This is a genomic window from Pseudonocardia sp. ICBG601 (assembly GCF_020496245.1).
In genome coordinates this window covers 26,694-47,224 of record NZ_JAHLJA010000063.1, presented here as the reverse complement: position 1 = coordinate 47,224, position 20,531 = coordinate 26,694, and the positions used below count along the sequence as shown (strand labels likewise).

Sequence of the window (20,531 nt, the reverse complement as noted above, 5' to 3'; positions counted from 1 at the left end):
TGCCCGCGCTGGGACACCCGTCGTGCAGGTGGTGGAGCAGGCCGGTCTCGCCGTCCAGCTCGAAGGGCACCTCGGGGATCAGGACGGCGTCGGCGTCGGAGCGCACGAGCGAGGCGTAGCAGGCGATGAAGCCGGAGTGGCGGCCCATGAGCTTGACCAGCCCGACCCCGCCAGGGGTGGACTGGCCTCCACGGTGACCGACCGGATGGCCTCGCTGGCCTGGGAGAACGCCGTCTGGAAGCCGAAGGACTGGTCGATGAACGGGATGTCGTTGTCGATCGTCTTCGGGATCCCGACGACGGCGATCCGCAGCCCCCGCTCCCCACCACGCGGGCGATCTCCATCGCACCGCGCATGGTGCCGTCGCCGCCGATCACGAACAGCACGTTGAGGTGCATCTGCTCGAGGCAGTCGACGATCTCCTCGGGGTCCTGCGGACCGCGCGAGGTGCCGAGGAAGGTGCCGCCGTCGACCGGGATGTCGCGCACCGACTCCGGGGAGAGCTCGACGACGTCGTGGCCGTAGGAGGAGACGAAGCCGCGGTAGCCGTTGCGGAACCCGACCACCCGGCGCACGCCGTAGTGGTAGGTCAGGGTGCGGACCAGGCCGGAGATGACGTCGTTCAGACCCGGGCACAGTCCGCCGCAGGTGACGATCCCGGCGCGGGTCTTCGACGGGTCGAAGTAGATCTGCCGGCGGGGCCCGCACGGCTCCAGCCCCGGCAGCTCCTCCGGTTCGACGCCCCGGGCGCGGATCCCGGCGGCGGTGTCGTCGAGCAGGACCCGGTCGCCGGCGTCGACGTAGTGCTCGGTGGTGCGGCGGGCGTCGAGCAGCGGCGCCAGCGGTGAGGTGATGCGGGCCGGACCGAGCGTGTCGATGGCCAGGTCCCCGGGGGTGATGCTGCTGTACTCCGAGGTGGTCACGCGCACGCTCCGTCTGGATCGATTCGCCCGGGGGCCGGGCGATCATCGTGACGCACACCGGGCCGCTCGTCGATCCGACCCTCCGGGGACGACGCGGCGGGACCACCCGCGGGTGCGCCGGATCCGGCCGATCGGACCACCGTCGTCGCCGCTGGGTCATCGGCCGGTGCGCGGACCGCGCACATCGTTGCGTCGAGCATCGGCAGAGGTCACCGGTTTCGCCCACCCGCTCGCACACGCGCTGTGAACGGTTCGAGCACCCGGGGTGAACACCGCAGGTCGCATAGGGCAAAATTCGTCCATGCGGAGCAACGACCCCCGTCACACCTGGTCCACCGGATTCGCCCGCACCATCGCCGAGGAGCTGCGTCACGGCGTCGCGACCGGCGCGGTCACCTGGAGCGAGGCCGACGAGCTGCTCAACCGCCTGCGCACGGTCATCGACCAGGCGCTGGACGTGCATCCGCAGCCGCTGTGACGGCGTCGGCGTCCCCGACGGGTACGGCGCGGTAGGACCGCCCGACCCACACCAGCGGACGGCCGCGGCGGCGCAGCCCGAGCAGCTCGACGACCTCGGCCGCGACCAGCAACGACGCGCCGACCTCGGTGACCGACAGGACCCGGCAGCGCAGTGCGGTGCCCACCTCGACCAGCCACGGCTCCCCGGTCGGCAGGGTCACCCACCGGACGCCGGAGCCGAACCGCTGCGCGCCCGGGACGGCGAACGCCGCGGCGAGCCCGGTGTCGGCGTCGTCGAGCAGGTGCACGACGACCGTCCCGCCCCCGGCGAGCGCACGGGCCAACCGTGAGTCGCGGGCGGTCGAGAACGACACCGCCGGCGGGTCCACCCCGACCGAGGCGACCGACGACGCCGTCATCCCGACCGGCCCGTCGGGCCCGGTCGCGGTGAGCACCGCGACCCCGGCGGGGTGCCCGCGGAACGCCGTCCGCAGGCCCCCCGCCGGATCCGCGACGGTCACGCCCGCGCCAGGGCGAAGCGCTCCGCGGCGTCGGCCCAGTTCACGACGTTCCACCAGGCCTTGACGTAGTCGGGCTTCACGTTCTTGTACTGCAGGTAGAAGGCGTGTTCCCACATGTCGAGCAGGACGATTGGGGTCTGTCCGGCGGGGAGCTGGGACTGCTGGTCGTAGAGCTGGTGGATCAGCAGGCGGCCGCCGAGCTGGTCGTAGCCGAGGATGGCCCAGCCGGAGCCCTGGATGGTGGTGGCGGCGGCGGTGAAGTGGGCCTGGAATCCGTCGAAGGAGCCGAAGTCCTCGTCGATGGCGGCGGCGAGGTCGCCGGTGGGCTTGTCGCCGCCGTCGGGGGAGAGGTTGTTCCAGAAGGCGGAGTGGTTGACGTGGCCGCCGAGGTTGAACGCGAGGGTCTTCTCGAGTCCGACGATGGCGCCGAAGTCGTTGCGGTCCCGGGCCTCGGCGAGCTTGTCGAGGGTGGTGTTGAGGCCCTGGACGTAGGTGTTGTGGTGCTTGGAGTGGTGCAGCTCCATGATCTCGGGCGCGATGTGCGGGGCGAGCGCGGAGTAGTCGTAGGGCAGGTCCGGAAGCGTGTAGTCGGCCATGCCAGGAGCCTGGTAGCTGAACCCCACTTCAGGTCAAGTGTGACGACGGCCGCAGCCGTCAGCCGAGCCGTCCCGCGGCGATGATGCGGGCGAGGAACCGGCGGGTGCGCTCCTCGACCGGTTCCCCGAGCACCTGCTCCGGCGGGCCCGACTCCAGGACGACGCCCTCGTCGAGGAAGCAGACCCGGTCCGCGACCTGGCGGGCGAACCCCATCTCGTGGGTGGCCATCAGGATCGTCACCCCGTCCCGGGCGAGCTCGCGCACGATCTCCAGGACCTCACCGACCAGCTCCGGGTCGAGCGCGGAGGTGATCTCGTCGAGCAGCAGCCGCGGCTGCACGGCCAGCGCCCGCGCGATCGCGACCCGCTGCTGCTGACCGCCGGAGAGACGGTCCGGGTACGCGTCCGCGAAGTCGCCGAGCCCGACCCGCTGCAGGAGCTCCCGGGCACGCCCGTCGGCCTCGTCCGACCCGACGCCGTGCACGACGTGCGGGGCCAGCGCGACGTTCTGCAGCGCCGTCATGTGCGGGAACAGGTTGTAGGACTGGAAGACCACCCCCATCCGCCTGCGGGCCGCGGCGTCGTCGGCGCGGGGGTCGGACACGTCGGTGCCGTCGAGCAGGATGCGGCCGTCGTCGATGTCCTCCAGCAGGTCGACGCAGCGCAGCAGGGTGGACTTGCCCGAGCCGGAGGCCCCGATCAGCGTGACGACCTCGTGTTCGGCGACGGTCAGGTCGATGCCGCGGAGCACGACGCGGTCACCGTAGGTCTTCACCAGACCCGACACCTCGAGCACCGGGGTCACGAGCCGCTCCGGGCGCGGGTGGCGCGGCGGGCGAACGCGTCGGCGATCCGCCCGGTCGGGGCGGCGAGGGCCACGAACAGCAGCGCGGCGACCACGTAGGGGGTGAAGTTGAACGTGCGGGCGGACTCGATCTGGGCGGCCCGGATCGCGTCCACCGCACCGAGTACGGAGATCAGACCCACGTCCTTCTGCAGCGCGACGAAGTCGTTGAGCAGCGGCGGCAGCACGTTGCGCACCGCCTGCGGGAGCACCACCAGACGCAGCGACTGCCGTTGGGTCAGCCCGAGCGAGCGGGCGGCGGCACGCTGGGAGGGGTGCACCGACTCGATGCCGGCGCGGAACACCTCCGCCACGTAGGCGGAGTAGACCAGCACGAGCGTGAGGGTGCCGAGCACGGCGGCGTCGGTGGGGACCCCCTGCAGACGCAGGGCCGGGAGCCCGAACCCGATGAGGTAGAGGGCCACGAGCAGCGGGACACCGCGGAACAGGTCGACGTAGCCGGTCGCGAGCAGCCGCACCGGGAGGAAGACCGGACCGCGCAGGGTCCGCAGCACCGCGATCAGCAGGCCGAGAACGAGCACCCCGATCTCGGCGACGACCAGGACCCGCAGGTTCAGCCACAGACCGGACAGCACGGTGGGCAGCGACTCCCAGGCGATCTGCGGGTCCAGGAAGGTCTCCCGGACCCGTGGCCAGCCGGGTGATCCGGCCACCGCGGCGACGAGCAGTCCCGCGAAGACCAGGGTCGACGCCAGCGCGATCAGCGTGGACCGGCGGGACCGGGAACGGCGGTACGCGGCGCGTTCCCGGGCCAGCGGGCTCGGGGGCGGCGGCCCGGCGGCCGCGGCGGATGCGCTCATCGCAGCTCGGGAGCCGCCCCGTCGGCCTGGATCCACTGCTGCTCCAGCGCCGCGAGGGTGCCCCGCTCGCGGAGCCGGTCGACGGCGGCGGAGACGCACCCGGTCAGCGGGCTGTCCTTGTCCAGCACCGCGCCGAACTGCTCGGGGGTCCCCCCGGCGGGGAGCTGCCCGACGATCGTCGCCTCGGGCAGGTCACTGCCGACGATCTGGAACGCGGTGGGCAGGTCGACGACGAGCCCGTCGATCTGTCCGTTGGACAGCGCGAGCTTGCCGTCGTCGTTGGTGTTGTAGACCGCGGCCGGGGTGGTCGGGGCGACGGAGGCGTTCAGCTGCTCCAGGCTCGTCGTACCGATCTGGGCGCCGAGCCGGGCGCCCTTCAGCTGGGCGACGGTCGTGGATCGGGCCAGTGGCGAGGTCTTCAATGCGACGACGGCCTGCCGCACGTCGTAGTACGGGCTGGAGAAGTCGACCGCCCGCCTGCGCTCCTCGGTGATGGAGAACTCGGTGAGGTTCAGGTCGTAGGTCTTGGGGCCCGGCGCGATGGCGGCGTTGAACGGGACGCGCACCCAGGTGACCCGGTCGCGCGGGTACCCGAGATCGTCGGCGACGGCGTAGGCCACGGCGGACTCGAAACCGCGGCCGGACGTCGGGTCGTCGTCGAGGTGCCACGGTGGGTAGACCGGCTGGTCGGTGCCGATCGTCAGGGTGCCCTGCGCCAGGGTCGGCAGGGCACCGGGCGCGCAGTCCGCCGCGGCGCCTCTACCCGTCGCGGCCGGGTCGGGCTGTGGCGCACAGCCGGCGATCGTGGCCGCGAGCAGCGCTGCGAGCAGGATCGTCGTCGTCCGGGCGCGCGTCATCCCCACATCCTTCACAGGGCGGCGGCCCCGGTCTTCGTGAACCGGGTCACGACACGGTGACGTCAGTGGTCGTCGCGCCCGGTGAGCGCGTGCTCCAGCTCGTCGGCGAGGTGGACGACCTGGCGGAACGGGAACTCGAACCCGTCGAGCGCGGCCGGGCCGAGCGGGATGGAGTGCCGGAACACCACGACGCCCTCCTCCGCGGCCAGCCCGCCGACCACCGACGGCCCGGCCAGCTCCAGGGCACGGCCGAGGTCGACCTCGCCGAGCCGGGCGACCGGGGACTCGATCTGCACCCACTCCTGGTCCGGGTCCGCGACGGCGGCCGCCGCGTCGGTGACCTCGACGCCGGGGCGGCCCGCACCCTCCCGCACCCGCTTCACGACGACGAGCTGGTCCCGGTCCTCGGTCGTCGGCAGCCGGAAGCGCAGCTCGTCCGCACCCTGGCGCACGATCTCGTACCGGACCACGACGTAGGCCTTCAGGTCCTCCCAGGTCGCCACGCCCGTCTCCCCCTCGATCGTCCGACGGGGCCCACCGGACCCCGTCGCCGACCCTAGCGTGATCCGGCCCCCGCACGGCCGGCCTCAGCTTCCCCGGTGGTGCGCCTCGCCCCGGTGGGCCCCCGCCGCACCCGAGGCTGCTCGGCAACTGCACCGAATCGTCCGAGCCCGGACTGATTCCACCGAGACGAACGGCCGGCAGGCCGACGGATCGTCCGTGCTCGGATCACCGGTGCCGAGATGCAGCTCAGCGGGCGCTGAAGATCCACAATTCCCGCTGAGCTGCATCTCGGCGGGTGTGGTCGCGGGGTCTGGCGGGGCGCGGTGTGGCGGGGCGCGGTGTGGCGGGGCGCCCGGCAGGCCGGCGACGGAGGCGCGGCACAGCGGGCCCCGGCGTGCAGCCGAGCGGGGCGGGGGGCAGGCCACGCGGGACAGGGCGAGCGGGGCACAGCACCCCGGGGCACGGAGGGGTCGGCGCCCTACCCCGCCAGCCCCGTGGTGATCAGCTGGTCCACCGGGGCGCGGTCGTCGGTCAGGACCGGCGTCCCCGCGGTGAACGCGGCGGTGCGGGCCGGGTCGAGGACCGCGCCCGCTTCGCCGGAGCGGGCGACGGCGGCGTCGAGCGCGGCCGGGTCGAGCGGCCGGTCCGAGGCGACGACCACGACGTTCCCGCCCCCGCCGGGGGCGAACTCGTCGGGGCGGGCGAGGAGCATCGTCGTCGCGAACCGGGACTGGACGGTCGCGGTGGCGGCCCGGACCAGGTCGAGCGGGTACCGGTCGATCACGTTGAGCACGTAGACCCCGCCCGGGCGCAGCACCCGCGCCACCTCGTCGAGGAACTCGGTGGTGGACAGGTGCCAGGGCACCGAGCGGGCACCGAAGGCGTCGCCCACGACGAGGTCGGCGGAGTCGTCGGGCAGCGCGGCGAGGTTCACCCGGGCGTCGCCGGTCCGGACTGTCGTGCCGGGGATCGCGCCGGCATCGAGCGAGCGGACCCCGAGGTCGATCACGCCGGGGTCCAGCTCCAGCACGGTCGAGGTGCTGCCGGGACGGGTCGCGGCGAGCCAGCGCGGCATGGTCAGCGCGCCGCCGCCGACGTGCACCGCGTCGACCGGGCGCGGCTGCGGGAACGCGGTGTCGATCGCGGCGGCGAACCGCTTCGTGTAGGCGAACTCCAGGTGCGCGGGATCGCCGAGGCGGACGTAGGAGTGACGCAGGTCGTCGAGCACCAGGTAGCGACCGGCCGGGTCCGCGGGGTCGGTCCGGACGGCGGCGCAGTAGTAGGTGGTGTCGGCGTCGCAGCGCCCCGGGAGCGCGACGAGCGCGACGGCCAGTAGGAGCGCCGCGGCGCCGCCTTTCGCGATGTCCGAGCGCCGCCGGCGGGGCGCGAGGACGAGCCCGAGCACGAGGCAGGCGGCGGCGGTGACCAGCAGGATCGCGCTCACCGGCAACAGTGCGACCAGCACGAACCCGGTGAGGAAGGTGCCGGCGAGCGACCCGAGGGTGCCCGCGGCGGACAGCCCGCCGACGACCTCGCCGGAGCGGTCCAGCCCGGTCAGCCGGGCCTTGGTGACGGCCGGGGTGACCGCGGCCAGCGCCGTCACCGAGACCAGGGTGGACGCGGCGACGAGCACGACCGCGGCGTACGGCCCGGCGCCGAGCAGCGGCCCGAGGAGCCGGACCACCGGCCGTACGGCCAGGGTGCCCAGCCCGCCGACGACCATCATCAGCGCGGCGACGGCGACCGGGTCGCGCTCGTCGGCCCACCGCCCGCCGAGCGAGGCTCCCGCCGCGATCCCGGCGAGGGCCACCCCGATCACGGCGGTGGTCGACTCGAGGGTCAGTCCGACGTAGGGCGCGACGAGCCGGGTCGCGAGGGTCTCGACGACGAGGATCGCCGCCCCCGAGACGACGACGGCGGTCCGGGCCATGGCGAGGCGCACCCCGCCATGGTGCCGGTCGGGGTCAGCCCTGCTTCAGCCGGAGCACGAGCTTGCCCGTGTTCTCGCCGCGGAACAGCTTGAGGAAGACCTCCGGGAAGTCGTCGACGGTGCCGTCGACGACGTCCTCGCGGCTGTGCAGGCGGCCCTCGGCGAGCCAGCCGGCGAGCTCCTTGCCGGCCTCGCCCCAGCGGGGGACGTAGTCCCCGACCAGGAAGCCCTCCATCCGGGCCCGACTGACCAGCAGGTTCATGTAGTTCTTCGGGCCGGTCATGCCGCCCTCGGCGTTGTACTGGCTGATCGCGCCGCAGAGGACGACGCGGGCGTGCATCGCGAGCCTGCCGAGCACGGCGTCGAGGATCTCCCCGCCGACGTTGTCGAAGTAGACGTCCACGCCGTCGGGGGCGAGCTCCTTCAGCCGCTGCGACACGTTCTCCGAGCGGTAGTCGATCGCGGCGTCGAACCCGAGCTCGTCGGTGATCCACGCGCACTTCTCCGGACCGCCCGCGATGCCGATGACCCGGGCGCCCTTGACCTTCGCGAGCTGCCCGACCACCGACCCGACGGCACCGGCCGCACCGGAGACGACGACCGTCTCCCCCTCCTTGAGGGCACCGACGTCGAACAGCCCGAAGTAGGCGGTCATGCCGGTCATGCCGAGCAGCGCGAGGTAGCGCTCCGGCGGCACGTCCGCGGTCGGCGAGACCTTCTGCAGGCCGCGGCCGTCGCTCTCGACGTACTCCTGGACGCCGAGCACGCCGGTGACGGTGTCGCCGACGGCGAAGTCCGGATTCTTCGAGGCGACGACCTCACCGAGGCCGAGCGCGCGCATCACCTCGCCGATCCCGACCGGGGGCGCGTACGAGCGACCCTCGTTCATCCAGCCGCGCATCGCCGGGTCCAGCGAGATGTGGCTGACCCGGACGACGATGCGGCCCTCGCCGGGCTCGGGCACCGGCTCGGTGGTGTGCTCCCACACCTCCGGGCCGGGGGTGCCCTGCGGGCGCGCGGCGAGCCGTACCTGGTGGTTGACCTCGTTGCTCATGACACCGGTCTACCCCGGACACGGGCGCGGCACCGCATCACGGTCGTCACGCGCGTGACGGGAATGTCGTTCGGTGACCGAACGGATCGTCGTCACAGGCCCAGGTGGCGCGCGATCAGCATCTTCTGCACCTCGGAGGTGCCCTCACCGACCTCGAGGATCTTCGCGTCGCGGTAGAACCGCCCGACCGGGTACTCGTTCATGAAGCCGTAGCCGCCGAAGATCTGGGTGGCGTCGCGCGCGTTGTCCATCGCCGCGTTCGACGACACGAGCTTGGCGATCGCCGCCTCCTTCTTGAAGGGCGCGCCCGCGACGAGCAGCCGCGCGGCGTGCTGCCAGGCCAGCCGGGCGGTGTGCGCGCGGGCCTCCATCTCGGCGATCTTGAACTGGATCGCCTGGTAGGAGCCGATGGTGTTCCCGAACGCCTCGCGCTCGCCGGCGTAGCGCACGGACTCGTCGACGCAGCCCTGGGCCAGCCCGGTCGCCAGCGCCGCGATCGCGACCCGGCCCTCGTCGAGGATGGACAGGAACTGGGCGTAGCCGCGACCGCGCTCGCCGAGCAGGTTCGCCTCGGGGACGCGGACGTCGTCGAAGAAGAGCTCGCGGGTGTCGGAGCAGTTCCAGCCGACCTTGGAGTACTTCTCGCTCACCGTGAACCCGGGGGTGCCGGCCGGGACGAGGATCGCCGAGATCTCCTTGCGGCCGTCCGGCTTCTCACCGGTGACGGCGGTGACGGTGACCACCGAGGTGATGTCGGTGCCGGAGTTGGTGATGAAGCACTTCGACCCGTTGATCACCCATTCGCCGCCGTCGAGCCGGGCGGTGGTGCGGGTGGCGCCAGCGTCGGAGCCGCCACCGGGTTCGGTGAGCCCGAAGGCGCCCAGCGCGCGGCCCGCGGCGAGGTCGGGCAGCCAGCGCGACTTCTGCTCGTCGGTGCCGAACCGCAGGATCGGCATGGCACCGAGCCCGACGCCGGCCTCGACGGTGATCGCGACCGAGGAGTCGACCCGCGCCAGCTCCTCCAGGGCCAGGCAGAGGGCGTGGTAGTCGCCGCCCTGCCCGCCGTACTCCTCCGGGACGGGCAGGCCGAACAGGCCCATCTCGCCCATCTTCGCGGTGATCGCGTAGGGGAACTCCTCGCGGATGTAGAGGTCCCCGATGACCGGGGCCACCTCGGTGCGCGCGAACTCCTCGACCGCGGCGCGCAGCGCCTCGTACTCCTCGGCGGTGGTGGTGTCCTGGGCGACGGTCATGCCTGCTCCTCCGATACGGGCTCGACCACGAGCAGCACAGCGTCCTTCGCGACGGTGGCTCCGGCCCGGGCCCTCAGCTCGCGCACCGTCCCGTCGACGGGGGCGGTGAGCACGTGTTCCATCTTCATGGCCTCGACGACGACCAGCTTCTGACCTGCGACGACGGCGTCCCCGTCGGTGACCTCGACGACGGTGACCGTCCCCGGCATCGGCGAGACGACCGGACCGCCCGCGCCGCCGGCGATCGCGGCGGCCTCCGTCGGCGCCTGCTCCCGCAGGCTCCAGGCGTGCCCGTCGCGGCCGATCCAGACGACCCCGTCGGCACCCTCAGCGACGGCGAACCGGCGGGTGCGCCCGTCCTGGGTGTGCTCCACGACCCCCGGTGCGACGGCGGCGGTGCGGCACCGGACGACGGCCGCGGCGGGTGCTACCGACGCCGGGACGGCGGTGTCCCCCGGAACCCCGTCCGCCGGCCCGTCCGCGGCGGGCAGCGCCAGGTCGAACCCGGCCGCCCGGCCGCGGGCGCGCACCTCGACGGCACCGTCGGCGCCCCCGGTGACCAGGCGGCTCACCGTCCAGGCGGGCTCCCCTACCCGCCAGCCACCGGGGACGTCGAAGGGGTCCACCACGGGCCCGGCCGGCTCCCGGCGCAGCAGCCCGAGACCGGCGAGGGCACCGAGGACGTCGGCGGGGACCGTGTCGTCGACGAGTGCGGCGCCGCGCCGGGCGATCAGCCCGGTGTCGAGGCGCCCGGCGCGGACGTCGTCGTCGGCGAGCAGGGCCCGCAGGAACCCGATGTTGGAGTCGAGCCCGAGCAGCACCGTGTCGCGCAGCGCGGCGTCGAGCCGGCGCAGCGCCTCGTCGCGGGTGGCGCCGTGGGCGATCACTTTGGCCAGCATCGGGTCGTAGTCCGACCCGACCACGGTGCCGGTCTCGATCCCGGCGTCGACCCGCACCCCGGGCGGCGGTGTCCAGGCCAGCACCGGTCCGCCGGACGGGAGGAAGGTGAGCGCGTCACCAGAGACGGCGGCGGCCTCGGCGTACACCCGGGCCTCCACCGCGTGCCCGGTGAGGACCACGTCGTCCTGGGTGATCGGCAGCGGCTCCCCGGCGGCGACGCGCAGCTGCAGCTCGACCAGGTCCAGGCCGGTGACCTCCTCGGTGACCGGGTGCTCGACCTGCAGACGGGTGTTCATCTCCAGGAAGAAGAACTCCTCGGGCCGGTCGGAGCTCACGATGAACTCGACGGTGCCCGCGCCGGTGTAGCCGACCGAGCGCGCCGCCTCGCAGGCGGCGCGGCCCATCTCCGCGCGCTGCGTGGGGGTGAGCAGAGCCGACGGCGCCTCCTCGATGATCTTCTGGTGGCGGCGCTGCAGCGAGCACTCGCGCTCGCCGAGGTGCACGACGGTGCCGTGCGCGTCGGCCATCACCTGGATCTCGATGTGCCGCGGCGTGGTGACCAGCCGCTCGACGAGCAGGGTGTCGTCGCCGAAGGAACCGCGGGCCTCGCGACGCGCACCGGCGATCGCGTCGGCCAGCTGCTCGGGAGTGTGGACCTCGCGCATGCCCTTGCCGCCCCCGCCGGCCGACGGCTTGAGCAGCACCGGGTACCCGATGTCGGCGACGACGGCGGCCAGGTCGTCGTCGGTGAGGCCGGCGCCGTCGGACCCGGGCACGACCGGCACCCCGGCCTTCGCGACGGTCTGCTTGGCGCGGATCTTGTCGCCCATCGCCTCGATCGCCGACGACGGCGGCCCGACGAAGGCGATCCCCGCCCGTTCGCAGGCGGCGGCGAACGCGGTGTTCTCGGACAGGAAGCCGTAGCCGGGGTGGATCGCCTGCGCACCGGTGACCCGGGCGGCGGCGATCACGTTCTCCACCGACAGGTAGGACTCGCCCGCGGCGGCCGGGCCGATCCGGACGGCCTCGTCCGCGGCGCGGACGTGCGGGGCCGCGGCGTCGGCGTCGGAGTACACGGCGACCGACCGGACGCCCAGCGCACGCAGGGTGCGGATGACGCGGACCGCGATCTCGCCGCGGTTCGCGACCAGGACGGTGTCGAACAGTGCCGATCCCATGGGGGGCCTCACATCCGGAAGACGCCGAAGGCCGGGTCGGCCAGGGGCGCGTTGGCGGCGACGGACAGCGACAACCCGAGGACGGTGCGGGTGTCGGCGGGGTCGATGACGCCGTCGTCCCACAGCCGGGCGGTGGAGTAGTAGGGGTGTCCCTGCTCCTCGTACTGGGCGCGGATCGCGTCCGGGTCGGCGTTGCCGACGGTGCCGAGCACGGTGGCCGCCTGCTCGCCGCCCATGACCGAGATCCGGGCGTTCGGCCACATGAACAGGAACCGGGGCGAGTACGCCCGCCCGCACATGGCGTAGTTGCCGGCGCCGAAGGACCCGCCGATGACGACGGTCAGCTTCGGCACCCGAGTGGAGGCCACCGCGGTGACCATCTTCGCGCCGTTGCGGGCGATGCCGCCCGCCTCGTACTCGCGGCCGACCATGAACCCGGAGATGTTCTGCAGGAACACCAGCGGGATGCCGCGCTGGTCGCACAGCTCGACGAAGTGGGCGCCCTTGAGCGCGGACTCGGAGAACAGGATCCCGTTGTTGGCGACGATCCCGACCGGGTGGCCGTGGATCCGGGCGAACCCGGTCACCAGGGTGGTGCCGTACTCGGACTTGAACTCCGCGAACCGGGAGCCGTCGACGACGCGGGCGATCACCTCGCGCACGTCGTAGGGGGTGCGGGTGTCGGTGGGCACCGCGGCGTAGAGCCCGGCGGGGTCGACGGCGGGCTCCTCGGTGGGGCGCACCTCCCACGGCCGCGGGGCGCGCGGGCCGAGCGTCGCGACGATCGCGCGGACCCTGGCGAGCGCGTCCGCGCCGTCGACGGCGAGGTGGTCGGTGACGCCGGAGACCTTCGCGTGCAGGTCCCCGCCGCCCAGCTCCTCGGCGGTGACGACCTCGCCGGTCGCGGCCTTCACCAGCGGCGGGCCGCCCAGGAAGATCGTGCCCTGGTTGCGGACGATCACGGCCTCGTCGCTCATCGCGGGGACGTAGGCGCCACCCGCGGTGCAGGACCCGAGGACGGCCGCGATCTGCGGGATGCCCCGGCCCGACATCTGCGCCTGGTTGTAGAAGATGCGCCCGAAGTGCTCGCGGTCGGGGAACACGTCGTCCTGCTCGGGCAGGTACGCGCCCCCGGAGTCGACCAGGTACACACACGGCAGCCGGTTGTGCAGCGCCACCTCCTGCGCGCGCAGGTGCTTCTTGACCGTCATCGGGTAGTAGGTGCCGCCCTTGACGGTCGCGTCGTTGGCGACGACCACGACCTCCCGGCCGGCGACCCGCCCGACCCCGGTGATCATCCCGGCGCCGGGGGCCTGGTCGTCGTACATGCCGTGGGCCGCCAGCGGGGACAGCTCCAGGAACGGCGACGACGGGTCGACCAGCGCGTCCACCCGGTCGCGCGGCAGCAGCTTCCCGCGTTCGACGTGCCGGGCCCGCGAGCGCTCCGGCCCGCCGAGCCGGGTCCGCTCCAGCCGGTCGCGCAGGTCGGCGACCAGGGCGCGGTGCGCGGCGTCGTTCTCCACGGCGCGCGGGTCGGCCGGGTCCACCGCCGTGCCGAGCCGCGGGGCCTCCGGGGCCGGCGCGGGTGGGGCCTGCGGTGCCGTCATCGGACCTCCCGGGGAACGCTGTCTGTTAATGACTGTTAACAGGTTAGCGGTTGTTAACACGCGTCGTCCAGAGCCGGGGTCGGCGACCTCTACTCTGGGAGACGTGCGCCTGCTGCTGGTCGAGGACGAGAAGCCGCTCGCCGAACTGGTCCGCCGGGGCCTGACCGGGGAGGGGCACGAGGTGGAGGTCGCACACGACGGCCCCACCGGGCTGCAGCTCGCGCTGACCGGCCGGCACGACGTGGTCATCCTCGACATCATGCTGCCGGGCCTGTCGGGCTACCGGATCCTGCAGCACCTGCGCGACCGGGGCGTGTGGACGCCGGTGCTCATGCTGACCGCCAAGGACGGCGAGTACGACGAGGCCGACGCCTTCGACCTCGGCGCGGACGACTACCTGACCAAGCCGTTCTCGTTCGTCGTGCTGCAGGCCCGGCTGCGCGCGCTGTTGCGCCGGGCCGGGGAGGCCGCACCGACCGTCCTGCGGGTCGGGGACCTCACGCTGGACCCGGGGACCCACCGGGTGCACCGCGGCGAGACCGAGATCCCGCTGACCCCGCGCGAGTTCGGCGTGCTCGAGCACCTGATGCAGAACACCGGGCAGGTCGTGACCAAGACCGACATCCTGCGCTCGGTCTGGGACGCCCACTACGACGGCGAGGTCAACGTCGTCGAGGTCTACGTCGGCTACCTGCGCCGCAAGATCGACGCTCCGTTCGGGACGCACAGCATCGAGACGCTGCGCGGCGTCGGCTACCGGATGTCCGAGCCCGCGCCCGCGCCGCCCCGCTGACCTGCGGGGACCCGCTCAGCGACGACGGTCGGACGGCCGCCGCGGCGACGGCGTGACGACCGGCTCGCGCCCGGCCAGGGCGGGCTGGCGCCCGGCGTCCCGGGTGTCACGTGCCTCGCGGGTCGTCTCCCGGCCGGCGACGGCGGTGCCGGCGCGGCCCCGCTGCTCCCGCGGCGTGACGACCGGCAACGGCCGGGTGGCGTTCTCGTCGAACGGGCTGCCGACGGTGTTCGGCCGGATCGGCAGCGGGCCGGTCGGCGGGTCGAGACGACTGTGGGCGGGCGGTGCGGACACGTCGTCCTCCGGGTCGGGCGGGGCCGTCCCCTGAGCGCTGTCCGAGGGCCGACCGTCCGTGCCCGAGCCGTGGGTGACGGCCGGGTCACCGGGCGTGCACATCATGCCACCCGGACCGGCGGTCCCGCGCGGCGACGCACCCTGCACCGCCCCGGACTGCACCGCCCCGGCCTGCGCTGCCCCGGGCTGCACCGCCCCGGACTGCACCGCGACGTGCTCGGGCGCCCCGCGGTCGGCGTCGTCCTGCCCGCCGTGCCCCACCCAGGCGTCCGGGCCGAAGTCGGCGGGCTCCTCCTCCCGCGCCCACCGGGACCTGGTGGTCACCCGCGGGATCGGACCGGAGGGCCGGTCGTCGCACAGCTCCGCGGAGGGCCCGGCGTCGGCGCCGGCGTGCTCGACACCGACCGGCTCGGGGGTCTCCTCCTCGGGCAGCGGCGCCGGCGCGGCGGGCACGGTGACCCGGAACCGGGCCCCGCCCAGCTCCGGCGACGACGTCGCCTCCACCGTCCCGCCGTGCGCCGCGACCAGCTCGGCGACGATCGCGAGGCCGAGCCCGGAGCCGCCGTCGCCGCGGGCGCGGGCCTCGTCGAGCCGGACGAAGCGCTCGAAGACCCGGGCGCGGTCGGCCTCGGGGACGCCGTTGCCGTCGTCGTCGACCTCGATCACGGCGACGCCGTCCTCGGCGCGGACCGACACCGCGACCGTCGACGACGCGTGCCGCTTGGCGTTGTCGACCAGGTTGCGCAGCACCCGGACCAGCTGCCCGCGGTCACCGACCACCCGGACGGGCTCGCTGGTCACCCGGACCGCGACGGCGGTCTCGGCCGACGGACGCTCCCGCTCGGCGTCGGCGATCTCGTCGAGGTCGACCTCCTCGCGGCGCGGCGCGATGCCGCGCTCGTCGGCGCGGGCGAGGAACAGCAGGTTCTCGACCAGGCCGGTCAGCCGGGAGGCCTCCCCGCGCAGCACGTCGACGGTGGCCCGGTCCGCGGAGGACTCCGGCATCCCGGAGCCGAGCAGCTCCAGCCCGGTCGACACGGTCGCGAGCGGGCTGCGCAGCTCGTGGCTGGCGTCGGCGACGAAGCGGCGCTGGGTGGCCTGGGAGGACTCGAGCCGCCCGAGCATCTGGTTCATGGTGCGGGCGAGGCGGCCGACCTCGTCGCGCGCGACGGGTTCGTCGACACGCTGGGACAGATCCTTGTCCCCCATGCCCGCGACCCGGGCGCGCATGTCCTCCACCGGGCGCAGCGCGCGACCGGCGAACAGGTAGGTGAAGCCGCCGGCGACCAGCACCAGCAGCGGCACGCCGCCCGCGACGAGCCAGGTGACCAGGTCAACGGCCCGGTGCATCTGGTCGGTCGGCTGGGCGGAGTAGATCGTGATCGGCCGGTCGAAAGCCCGCACACCGAGCCCGACGACCATCATGTCCTCGGTCTCCAGCGGGCCGGACCGGGGGTCGAGCCCCGGGCCCCCGGCGTCGTGGTAGGTGACCGGCACGTCCATCTGGGACCGCGTCTCGTGCGGGGCGAGGACCCAGTCCACCAGCTGCGGCCGGTCGTCCAGCGGCTCGGAGGCGGCGAACACCTCGATGTTGCGCCCCTGGCCGTTCGACCCGACGCGGTCGTCCGGGGCACCGGTCCGGTCGCTCCAGGCGGTCACGACCTGCACGAAGTCGGTCCGGCGGGCGGTGGTGACCACCGCGTTCTCCTTGGCCGGGTCACCGGGGCGGTAGTCGGCGAAGTTCGCCTGGATCCGCTCGGCGACCTGCTGGGCGTTCGCCAGCAGCGCCTCCTCGGTGTTGCGCTTGAGCTGGCCCTCCAGGATCAGCACCAGCGACACACCGGCGACGACGAGCACCATCGCGACCGCCGCGGCCGCCGCCAGGGCGGACGCCGCGCGCACGCCGAGACGCTCACGCATCCGGCGCAGGGTCCTCATCACGCCCACGAGGGTATCGCCGTCGACCTGTGCGCAACCTGAGACGGACCGCACCAGGCGTTAACATCCGTTAACCGACGACGCTACGATCACCCGATGGCCGCAGCAGGAGCCTCTCCCCCGGACGGCGCGGGCACGCGCACGGAGGCCCCGTCGCGGCGCGAGCAGATCCTCACCGAGGCAGCCCGACTGTTCGCCCGGCACGGCTTCCACGGGGTGAGCATCGCCGACCTGGGCGCCGCGGTCGGCGTCAGCGGCCCCGCGCTCTACCGGCACTTCCCCGGCAAGGAGGCGCTGCTCGCGGAGCTGCTCATCGACATCTCCGAGCGGCTGCTCGACGGCGGGCGGGCCCGCGTGCACCACGACGACCCGCGGGCCGCGCTGGCCGACCTCGTCGACTTCCACGTCGCGTTCGCGACCCGCGAGCCGGAGCTGATCGTCGTGCAGGACCGGGACCTCGCGAACCTGCCCGAGGAGCCGCGCCGGACCGTGCGACGGCTGCAGCGCACCTACGTCGAGCTGTGGGTGGACACCCTGCGCCGGGTGCACCCCGACGTCGCCCCGGCCGAGGCCCGCACCGTCGCACACGGGGTGTTCGGCCTGCTCAACTCCACGCCGTACGCACCGCGGGCCGAGCAGCCGTCCGCGCGCGGCGCGGACGCCCGGGCCGCGGTGCTGCGCCGGATGGCACTGGCCGCGCTGGTCGCCGCCCCCGCGTGAGGGGCGGGCCTCAGACGCCGACGCGCTCCCGCTCGACCGGCACGGCCGGCGCGACGGCGGACCGGGCCCGCCGGTCCTCCTGGCGCGCGACGACGAGCAGCCGCAGCCCGTTCAGGCACACCAGCACCGTGGACAGCTCGTGCCCGGCGACGCCGACGACCAGGGGCAACGTCCCGACCAGGTCCCACCCGACCAGGGCGACGATCACCGTGGCGGCGAAGGCCAGGTTCGCCCGCGCGATCCGCCGTGCCCGCCGGGCCAGCACCACCAGCGGCGCGAGCGAGCCGAGCGGGTCCCGGGTGAGCACGCCGTCGGCGGCCTCCAGGGACAGCGCCCCCGCCCCCTCGGAGACGACGAGCCCGACGTCGGCCGAGGCGAGCAGCGGTGCGTCGTTGATGCCGTCACCCGCGGCGAGCACTCGGCGACCCTTCGCCTGCTCGGCGCGGACGACCTCGACCTTGCCGTCGGGCAGCAGCCCGGCCCGGACCCGGGTCAGGCCGAGCCGGCCGGCGAGCACCCGGGCCGGGCGCTCGGCGTCGCCGGTGAGGACCTGCGGCTCGCCGCCGACCTCCCGGCGCAGCGCGGCCAGCGCGTCCGCGGCACCCGGGCGCGGCTCGTCGGACAGCCCGAGCACCCCGGCGGGCTCGCCGTCCACCAGCACCACGACGGCGGTCCGCCCCGCCTCCTGCAGCGCCGCGACCCCGGGGACCTCGACGTCGCCGGCGAGCTCCGGGCGCCCGACGGCGACGCTCCGCCCGTCGACGACCGCCCGCACCCCCTCGCCCGGGACCGCGGTGAACCCTTCGGCCCGTGGCAGCCGCCGGCCGCGTTCCAGGGCGTGCGCGCGGACCGCCCGGCCCAGCACGTGCTCGCTGCCGGCCTCGGCGGCCCCGGCCAGGGCGAGCAGCTCGTCGGCGGACCGGGACCCGAGCGGGGTCACCGACACCACCTGCGGGCGGCCGGAGGTCAGCGTGCCGGTCTTGTCCAGCACCACGGTGTCGACCTCGGCGAGCGCCTCCAGCACGGTGACGTCCTTGACCAGCGTCCCGCGCCGGCCGGACACCGCGACCGCGGCGAGCAGCGGCGGCATCGTCGCGAGCACGATCGCGCACGGCGAGGCCACGATCATGAAGACGATCGCGCGGAGCAGTGTCTCGGTGAACGGGGCACCGAGCAGCAGCGGCACGGTGAGCAGCAGGACCGTCCCCGCAACGACCAGCACCGAGTAGCGCTGCTCGACGCGCTCGATGAACAGCTGGCGGCCCGCCTTGGTCTCCGCGGCCCGCTCGACCTGCGCCGCGACCCCCGCGACGACCGTGTCCGCCGCGTCCCGCGAGACCCGGACCCGCAGCACGCCGGTGCCGTTCACGGTGCCCGCGAGCACCGTGTCGCCGGGGCCGGTGCGGGCCGGGACCGGCTCCCCGGTCAGCGCGGAGGTGTCGACCTCCGACACCCCGTCGAGCACGGTGCCGTCGCCGGGGATCCGCTCTCCCGGACGGACGACGACGACCTGTCCCGCGACGAGCCCGGCCGCGGGGACGGTGCGCTCGGCACCGTCGTCGTCGACGACGACGGCCGTCTCCGGGGCGAGGTCGAGCAGCGCGTCGATGCTGGCCCGGGTACGGGCGGTCATGACCGACTCCAGCGCCCCGGACGTCGCGAAGATGACGATGAGCAGGCCGCCGTCGAACCACTGTCCGATCGCCGCCGCCGCGACCGCGGCGACGATCATCAGCAGGTCGACGTCGAGCCGCTTCTCGCCGAGCGCACGCAGTCCCTCGAGCGCGGGCTCCCAGCCGCCGAGGACGTAGCAGGCCAGATAGAGGCCGACGACCACCGCGGACGGCGCGCCGAGCAGGTCGGCCCCGAGCGCGGCCAGGAAGGCCAGCAGGGCGGCCCCGGCCCAGCGGACCTCGGGGAGGGAGAGAGCGGATCGCATGCGTGGAACCGTACCTGCGCATGCACGAAGATATGCAGTCAGCCATCCAGATGCTGAGACGGTGGACCATCCGCGCAGTCACGCAGGTATCCTCGGCGGCGTGCACGAGTCCATTCCCGGCTTCGCGATGCCGCCCGAGGACGAGGTCCGCCGGGTGGCGGACGCGATGCGCATGCTCTCCGACCCGACCCGGGTCAAGATCCTCTGGGCACTGATGCAGGGCGAGTCCTCGGTTGCCTGCCTGGCCGACCTCGTCGGCGCCGCCCCCACCGCGGTGAGCCAGCACCTGTCGAAGCTGCGGCTCTCGGGCCTGGTGGAGAACCGGCGCGAGGGGACCTACGTCTACTACACGGTGGAGGACGCGACGGTCCGCGCCGTGCTGGAGCGCGTGCTCGGGCAGGTCGACACCGTCGAGTGATGACTCCTCGCCGGGGAGGCGTAGGCTTTCGGTTGCACACAACCGATCTCCCAGGGAGGGCCCCATGCCCCAGCTCAGCATCGGCACCGAGAGCGGCAGCCCGCTCGAGCTGCACTACACCGACCAGGGGTCCGGTGCGCCCGTCGTGCTGATCCACGGCTGGCCGCTCTCCGGCCGCTCCTGGGAGAAGCAGGTCCCGGCCCTGGTCGAGGCCGGCCATCGGGTCGTCACCTACGACCGTCGCGGCTTCGGGCAGTCCTCGCAGCCCTGGGACGGCTACGACTACGACACCTTCGCCGACGACCTGCACGCCCTGCTCGTGCACCTCGACCTGCGCGAGGCCACCCTCGTCGGGTTCTCGATGGGCGGCGGCGAGGTCGTCCGCTACATCGCGAAGCACGGCACCGACCGGGTCGCCCGCGCCGTGCTGGCCGCGGCCGTCCCGCCGTACCTGTACAAGTCCGACGACAACCCCGACGGCGGCCTCGACGACGCCACCATCGAGCAGTTCCAGGACGGTGTGACCGGCGACCGGATCGCCTTCCTGGACGGGTTCACGACGAACTTCTTCGCCGCGGGTGACCGCACCGACCTGATCAGCGAGCCGAGCCGGGTCCACCACCGCACGATCGCCGAGTTCGCGTCGCCGAAGGGCACCCTGGACTGCATCGCCGCGTTCGGGCGCACCGACTTCCGCGGCGACGTGCAGAAGGTCTCCGACGCCGGCATCCCGACCCTGGTCATCCACGGCGACGCCGACGCGATCGTCCCGTTCGAGGTGTCCGGCAAGCGCTCCCACGAGTCGATCAAGGGCGCGCAGCTCGTGCTGATCGAGGGTGGCCCGCACGGCCTCAACGCCACCCACCCCGAGGAGTTCAACGCCGCCCTGCTCGACTTCCTGAAGGCCTGACCGCCCGTCCCCGGGTTCCGCTGTGGGCGGAACCCGGGGACGACGGGGACCGTCCGGTCCTACCGTGCCCCC

Annotated in this window: 19 protein-coding genes and 2 pseudogenes; 5 read left to right on the top strand and 16 right to left on the bottom strand. The window is 74.0% G+C overall.

Annotation, left to right across the window (positions count from 1 at the left end):
• From KPL57_RS66885 to KPL57_RS72335, 3 genes and pseudogenes are all read right to left on the bottom strand, one after another.
• A pseudogene (locus KPL57_RS66885) lies at positions 1-148 on the bottom strand (ATP-dependent 6-phosphofructokinase); the annotation flags it as partial.
• Positions 79-258 carry a hypothetical protein gene (locus KPL57_RS72340; protein ID WP_374203750.1) on the bottom strand — a complete coding sequence of 60 codons (180 nt, stop codon included), beginning with the start codon at positions 256-258 and terminating at the stop codon, positions 79-81. The gene KPL57_RS72340 and the pseudogene KPL57_RS66885, both read right to left, overlap by 70 nt.
• Before the next feature lie 131 nt (positions 259-389).
• Positions 390-923: pseudogene (locus KPL57_RS72335) on the bottom strand (6-phosphofructokinase); the annotation flags it as partial.
• Between the two features lie 301 nt (positions 924-1,224).
• Here KPL57_RS72335 and KPL57_RS19875 point away from each other — a divergent pair.
• Positions 1,225-1,401: a hypothetical protein gene (locus tag KPL57_RS19875; protein ID WP_020624792.1), complete on the top strand. Its 177-nt coding sequence runs from the start codon at positions 1,225-1,227 to the stop codon at positions 1,399-1,401.
• Here KPL57_RS19875 and KPL57_RS19870 read toward each other — a convergent pair.
• The 11 genes from KPL57_RS19870 to KPL57_RS19820 form a co-directional block, all read right to left on the bottom strand.
• Positions 1,361-1,903, bottom strand: a complete 543-nt coding sequence (locus tag KPL57_RS19870; protein WP_226352722.1) for a flavin reductase family protein — start codon at positions 1,901-1,903, stop codon at positions 1,361-1,363. The genes KPL57_RS19875 and KPL57_RS19870 overlap by 41 nt on opposite strands.
• Complete coding sequence (locus KPL57_RS19865) at positions 1,900-2,499, bottom strand: superoxide dismutase (RefSeq protein WP_226352721.1); 600 nt, start codon at positions 2,497-2,499, stop codon at positions 1,900-1,902. The genes KPL57_RS19870 and KPL57_RS19865 overlap by 4 nt, the downstream gene beginning before the upstream one ends.
• Before the next feature lie 58 nt (positions 2,500-2,557).
• Positions 2,558-3,304, bottom strand: coding sequence for an amino acid ABC transporter ATP-binding protein (locus tag KPL57_RS19860; protein ID WP_308252940.1), 747 nt, complete (start codon positions 3,302-3,304; stop codon positions 2,558-2,560).
• Entirely contained in the window at positions 3,301-4,164 is an 864-nt protein-coding gene (locus tag KPL57_RS19855; protein ID WP_226352720.1) for an amino acid ABC transporter permease, read from the bottom strand. The genes KPL57_RS19860 and KPL57_RS19855 overlap by 4 nt, the downstream gene beginning before the upstream one ends.
• On the bottom strand, positions 4,161-5,021 hold the full coding sequence (locus KPL57_RS19850) for an ABC transporter substrate-binding protein (protein ID WP_226352719.1): 861 nt from the start codon (positions 5,019-5,021) through the stop codon (positions 4,161-4,163). The genes KPL57_RS19855 and KPL57_RS19850 overlap by 4 nt, the downstream gene beginning before the upstream one ends.
• 62 nt (positions 5,022-5,083) lie before the next feature.
• Positions 5,084-5,524 (bottom strand): hypothetical protein, encoded by a 441-nt coding sequence (locus KPL57_RS19845; RefSeq protein WP_020627019.1) that lies wholly within the window; start codon positions 5,522-5,524, stop codon positions 5,084-5,086.
• 479 nt (positions 5,525-6,003) lie between these two features.
• Positions 6,004-7,467 (bottom strand): fused MFS/spermidine synthase, encoded by a 1,464-nt coding sequence (locus KPL57_RS19840; protein WP_226352718.1) that lies wholly within the window; start codon positions 7,465-7,467, stop codon positions 6,004-6,006.
• A 22-nt stretch (positions 7,468-7,489) separates the two neighbouring features.
• Entirely contained in the window at positions 7,490-8,509 is a 1,020-nt protein-coding gene (locus KPL57_RS19835) for an NADP-dependent oxidoreductase (protein WP_226352717.1), read from the bottom strand.
• Positions 8,510-8,601: 92 nt separating this feature from the next.
• Positions 8,602-9,762 carry an acyl-CoA dehydrogenase family protein gene (locus tag KPL57_RS19830; RefSeq protein WP_020627022.1) on the bottom strand — a complete coding sequence of 387 codons (1,161 nt, stop codon included), beginning with the start codon at positions 9,760-9,762 and terminating at the stop codon, positions 8,602-8,604.
• Entirely contained in the window at positions 9,759-11,840 is a 2,082-nt protein-coding gene (locus KPL57_RS19825; RefSeq protein ID WP_226352716.1) for a biotin carboxylase N-terminal domain-containing protein, read from the bottom strand. The genes KPL57_RS19830 and KPL57_RS19825 overlap by 4 nt, the downstream gene beginning before the upstream one ends.
• An 8-nt stretch (positions 11,841-11,848) precedes the next feature.
• Positions 11,849-13,447 carry a carboxyl transferase domain-containing protein gene (locus KPL57_RS19820; protein ID WP_308252939.1) on the bottom strand — a complete coding sequence of 533 codons (1,599 nt, stop codon included), beginning with the start codon at positions 13,445-13,447 and terminating at the stop codon, positions 11,849-11,851.
• Positions 13,448-13,550: 103 nt separating this feature from the next.
• On the opposite strand from KPL57_RS19820, the gene KPL57_RS19815 reads away from it, so the two are divergent.
• On the top strand, positions 13,551-14,240 hold the full coding sequence (locus tag KPL57_RS19815; RefSeq protein WP_020627727.1) for a response regulator transcription factor: 690 nt from the start codon (positions 13,551-13,553) through the stop codon (positions 14,238-14,240).
• Positions 14,241-14,255: 15 nt separating this feature from the next.
• On the opposite strand, the gene KPL57_RS19810 is transcribed toward KPL57_RS19815, so the two are convergent.
• Positions 14,256-16,472, bottom strand: coding sequence for an ATP-binding protein (locus tag KPL57_RS19810; RefSeq protein ID WP_226352724.1), 2,217 nt, complete (start codon positions 16,470-16,472; stop codon positions 14,256-14,258).
• A 96-nt stretch (positions 16,473-16,568) separates the two neighbouring features.
• On the opposite strand from KPL57_RS19810, the gene KPL57_RS19805 reads away from it, so the two are divergent.
• Positions 16,569-17,192 (top strand): TetR/AcrR family transcriptional regulator, encoded by a 624-nt coding sequence (locus KPL57_RS19805; RefSeq protein WP_226352715.1) that lies wholly within the window; start codon positions 16,569-16,571, stop codon positions 17,190-17,192.
• 10 nt (positions 17,193-17,202) lie between these two features.
• Here KPL57_RS19805 and KPL57_RS19800 read toward each other — a convergent pair whose 3' ends face one another.
• Positions 17,203-19,131, bottom strand: coding sequence for a heavy metal translocating P-type ATPase (locus KPL57_RS19800; RefSeq protein ID WP_226352714.1), 1,929 nt, complete (start codon positions 19,129-19,131; stop codon positions 17,203-17,205).
• A 100-nt stretch (positions 19,132-19,231) separates the two neighbouring features.
• On the opposite strand from KPL57_RS19800, the gene KPL57_RS19795 reads away from it, so the two are divergent.
• On the top strand, positions 19,232-19,549 hold the full coding sequence (locus tag KPL57_RS19795) for a metalloregulator ArsR/SmtB family transcription factor (protein WP_020623405.1): 318 nt from the start codon (positions 19,232-19,234) through the stop codon (positions 19,547-19,549).
• 64 nt (positions 19,550-19,613) lie between these two features.
• Positions 19,614-20,459 (top strand): alpha/beta fold hydrolase, encoded by an 846-nt coding sequence (locus tag KPL57_RS19790; protein ID WP_226352713.1) that lies wholly within the window; start codon positions 19,614-19,616, stop codon positions 20,457-20,459.
• Positions 20,460-20,531 lie beyond the last annotated feature (72 nt).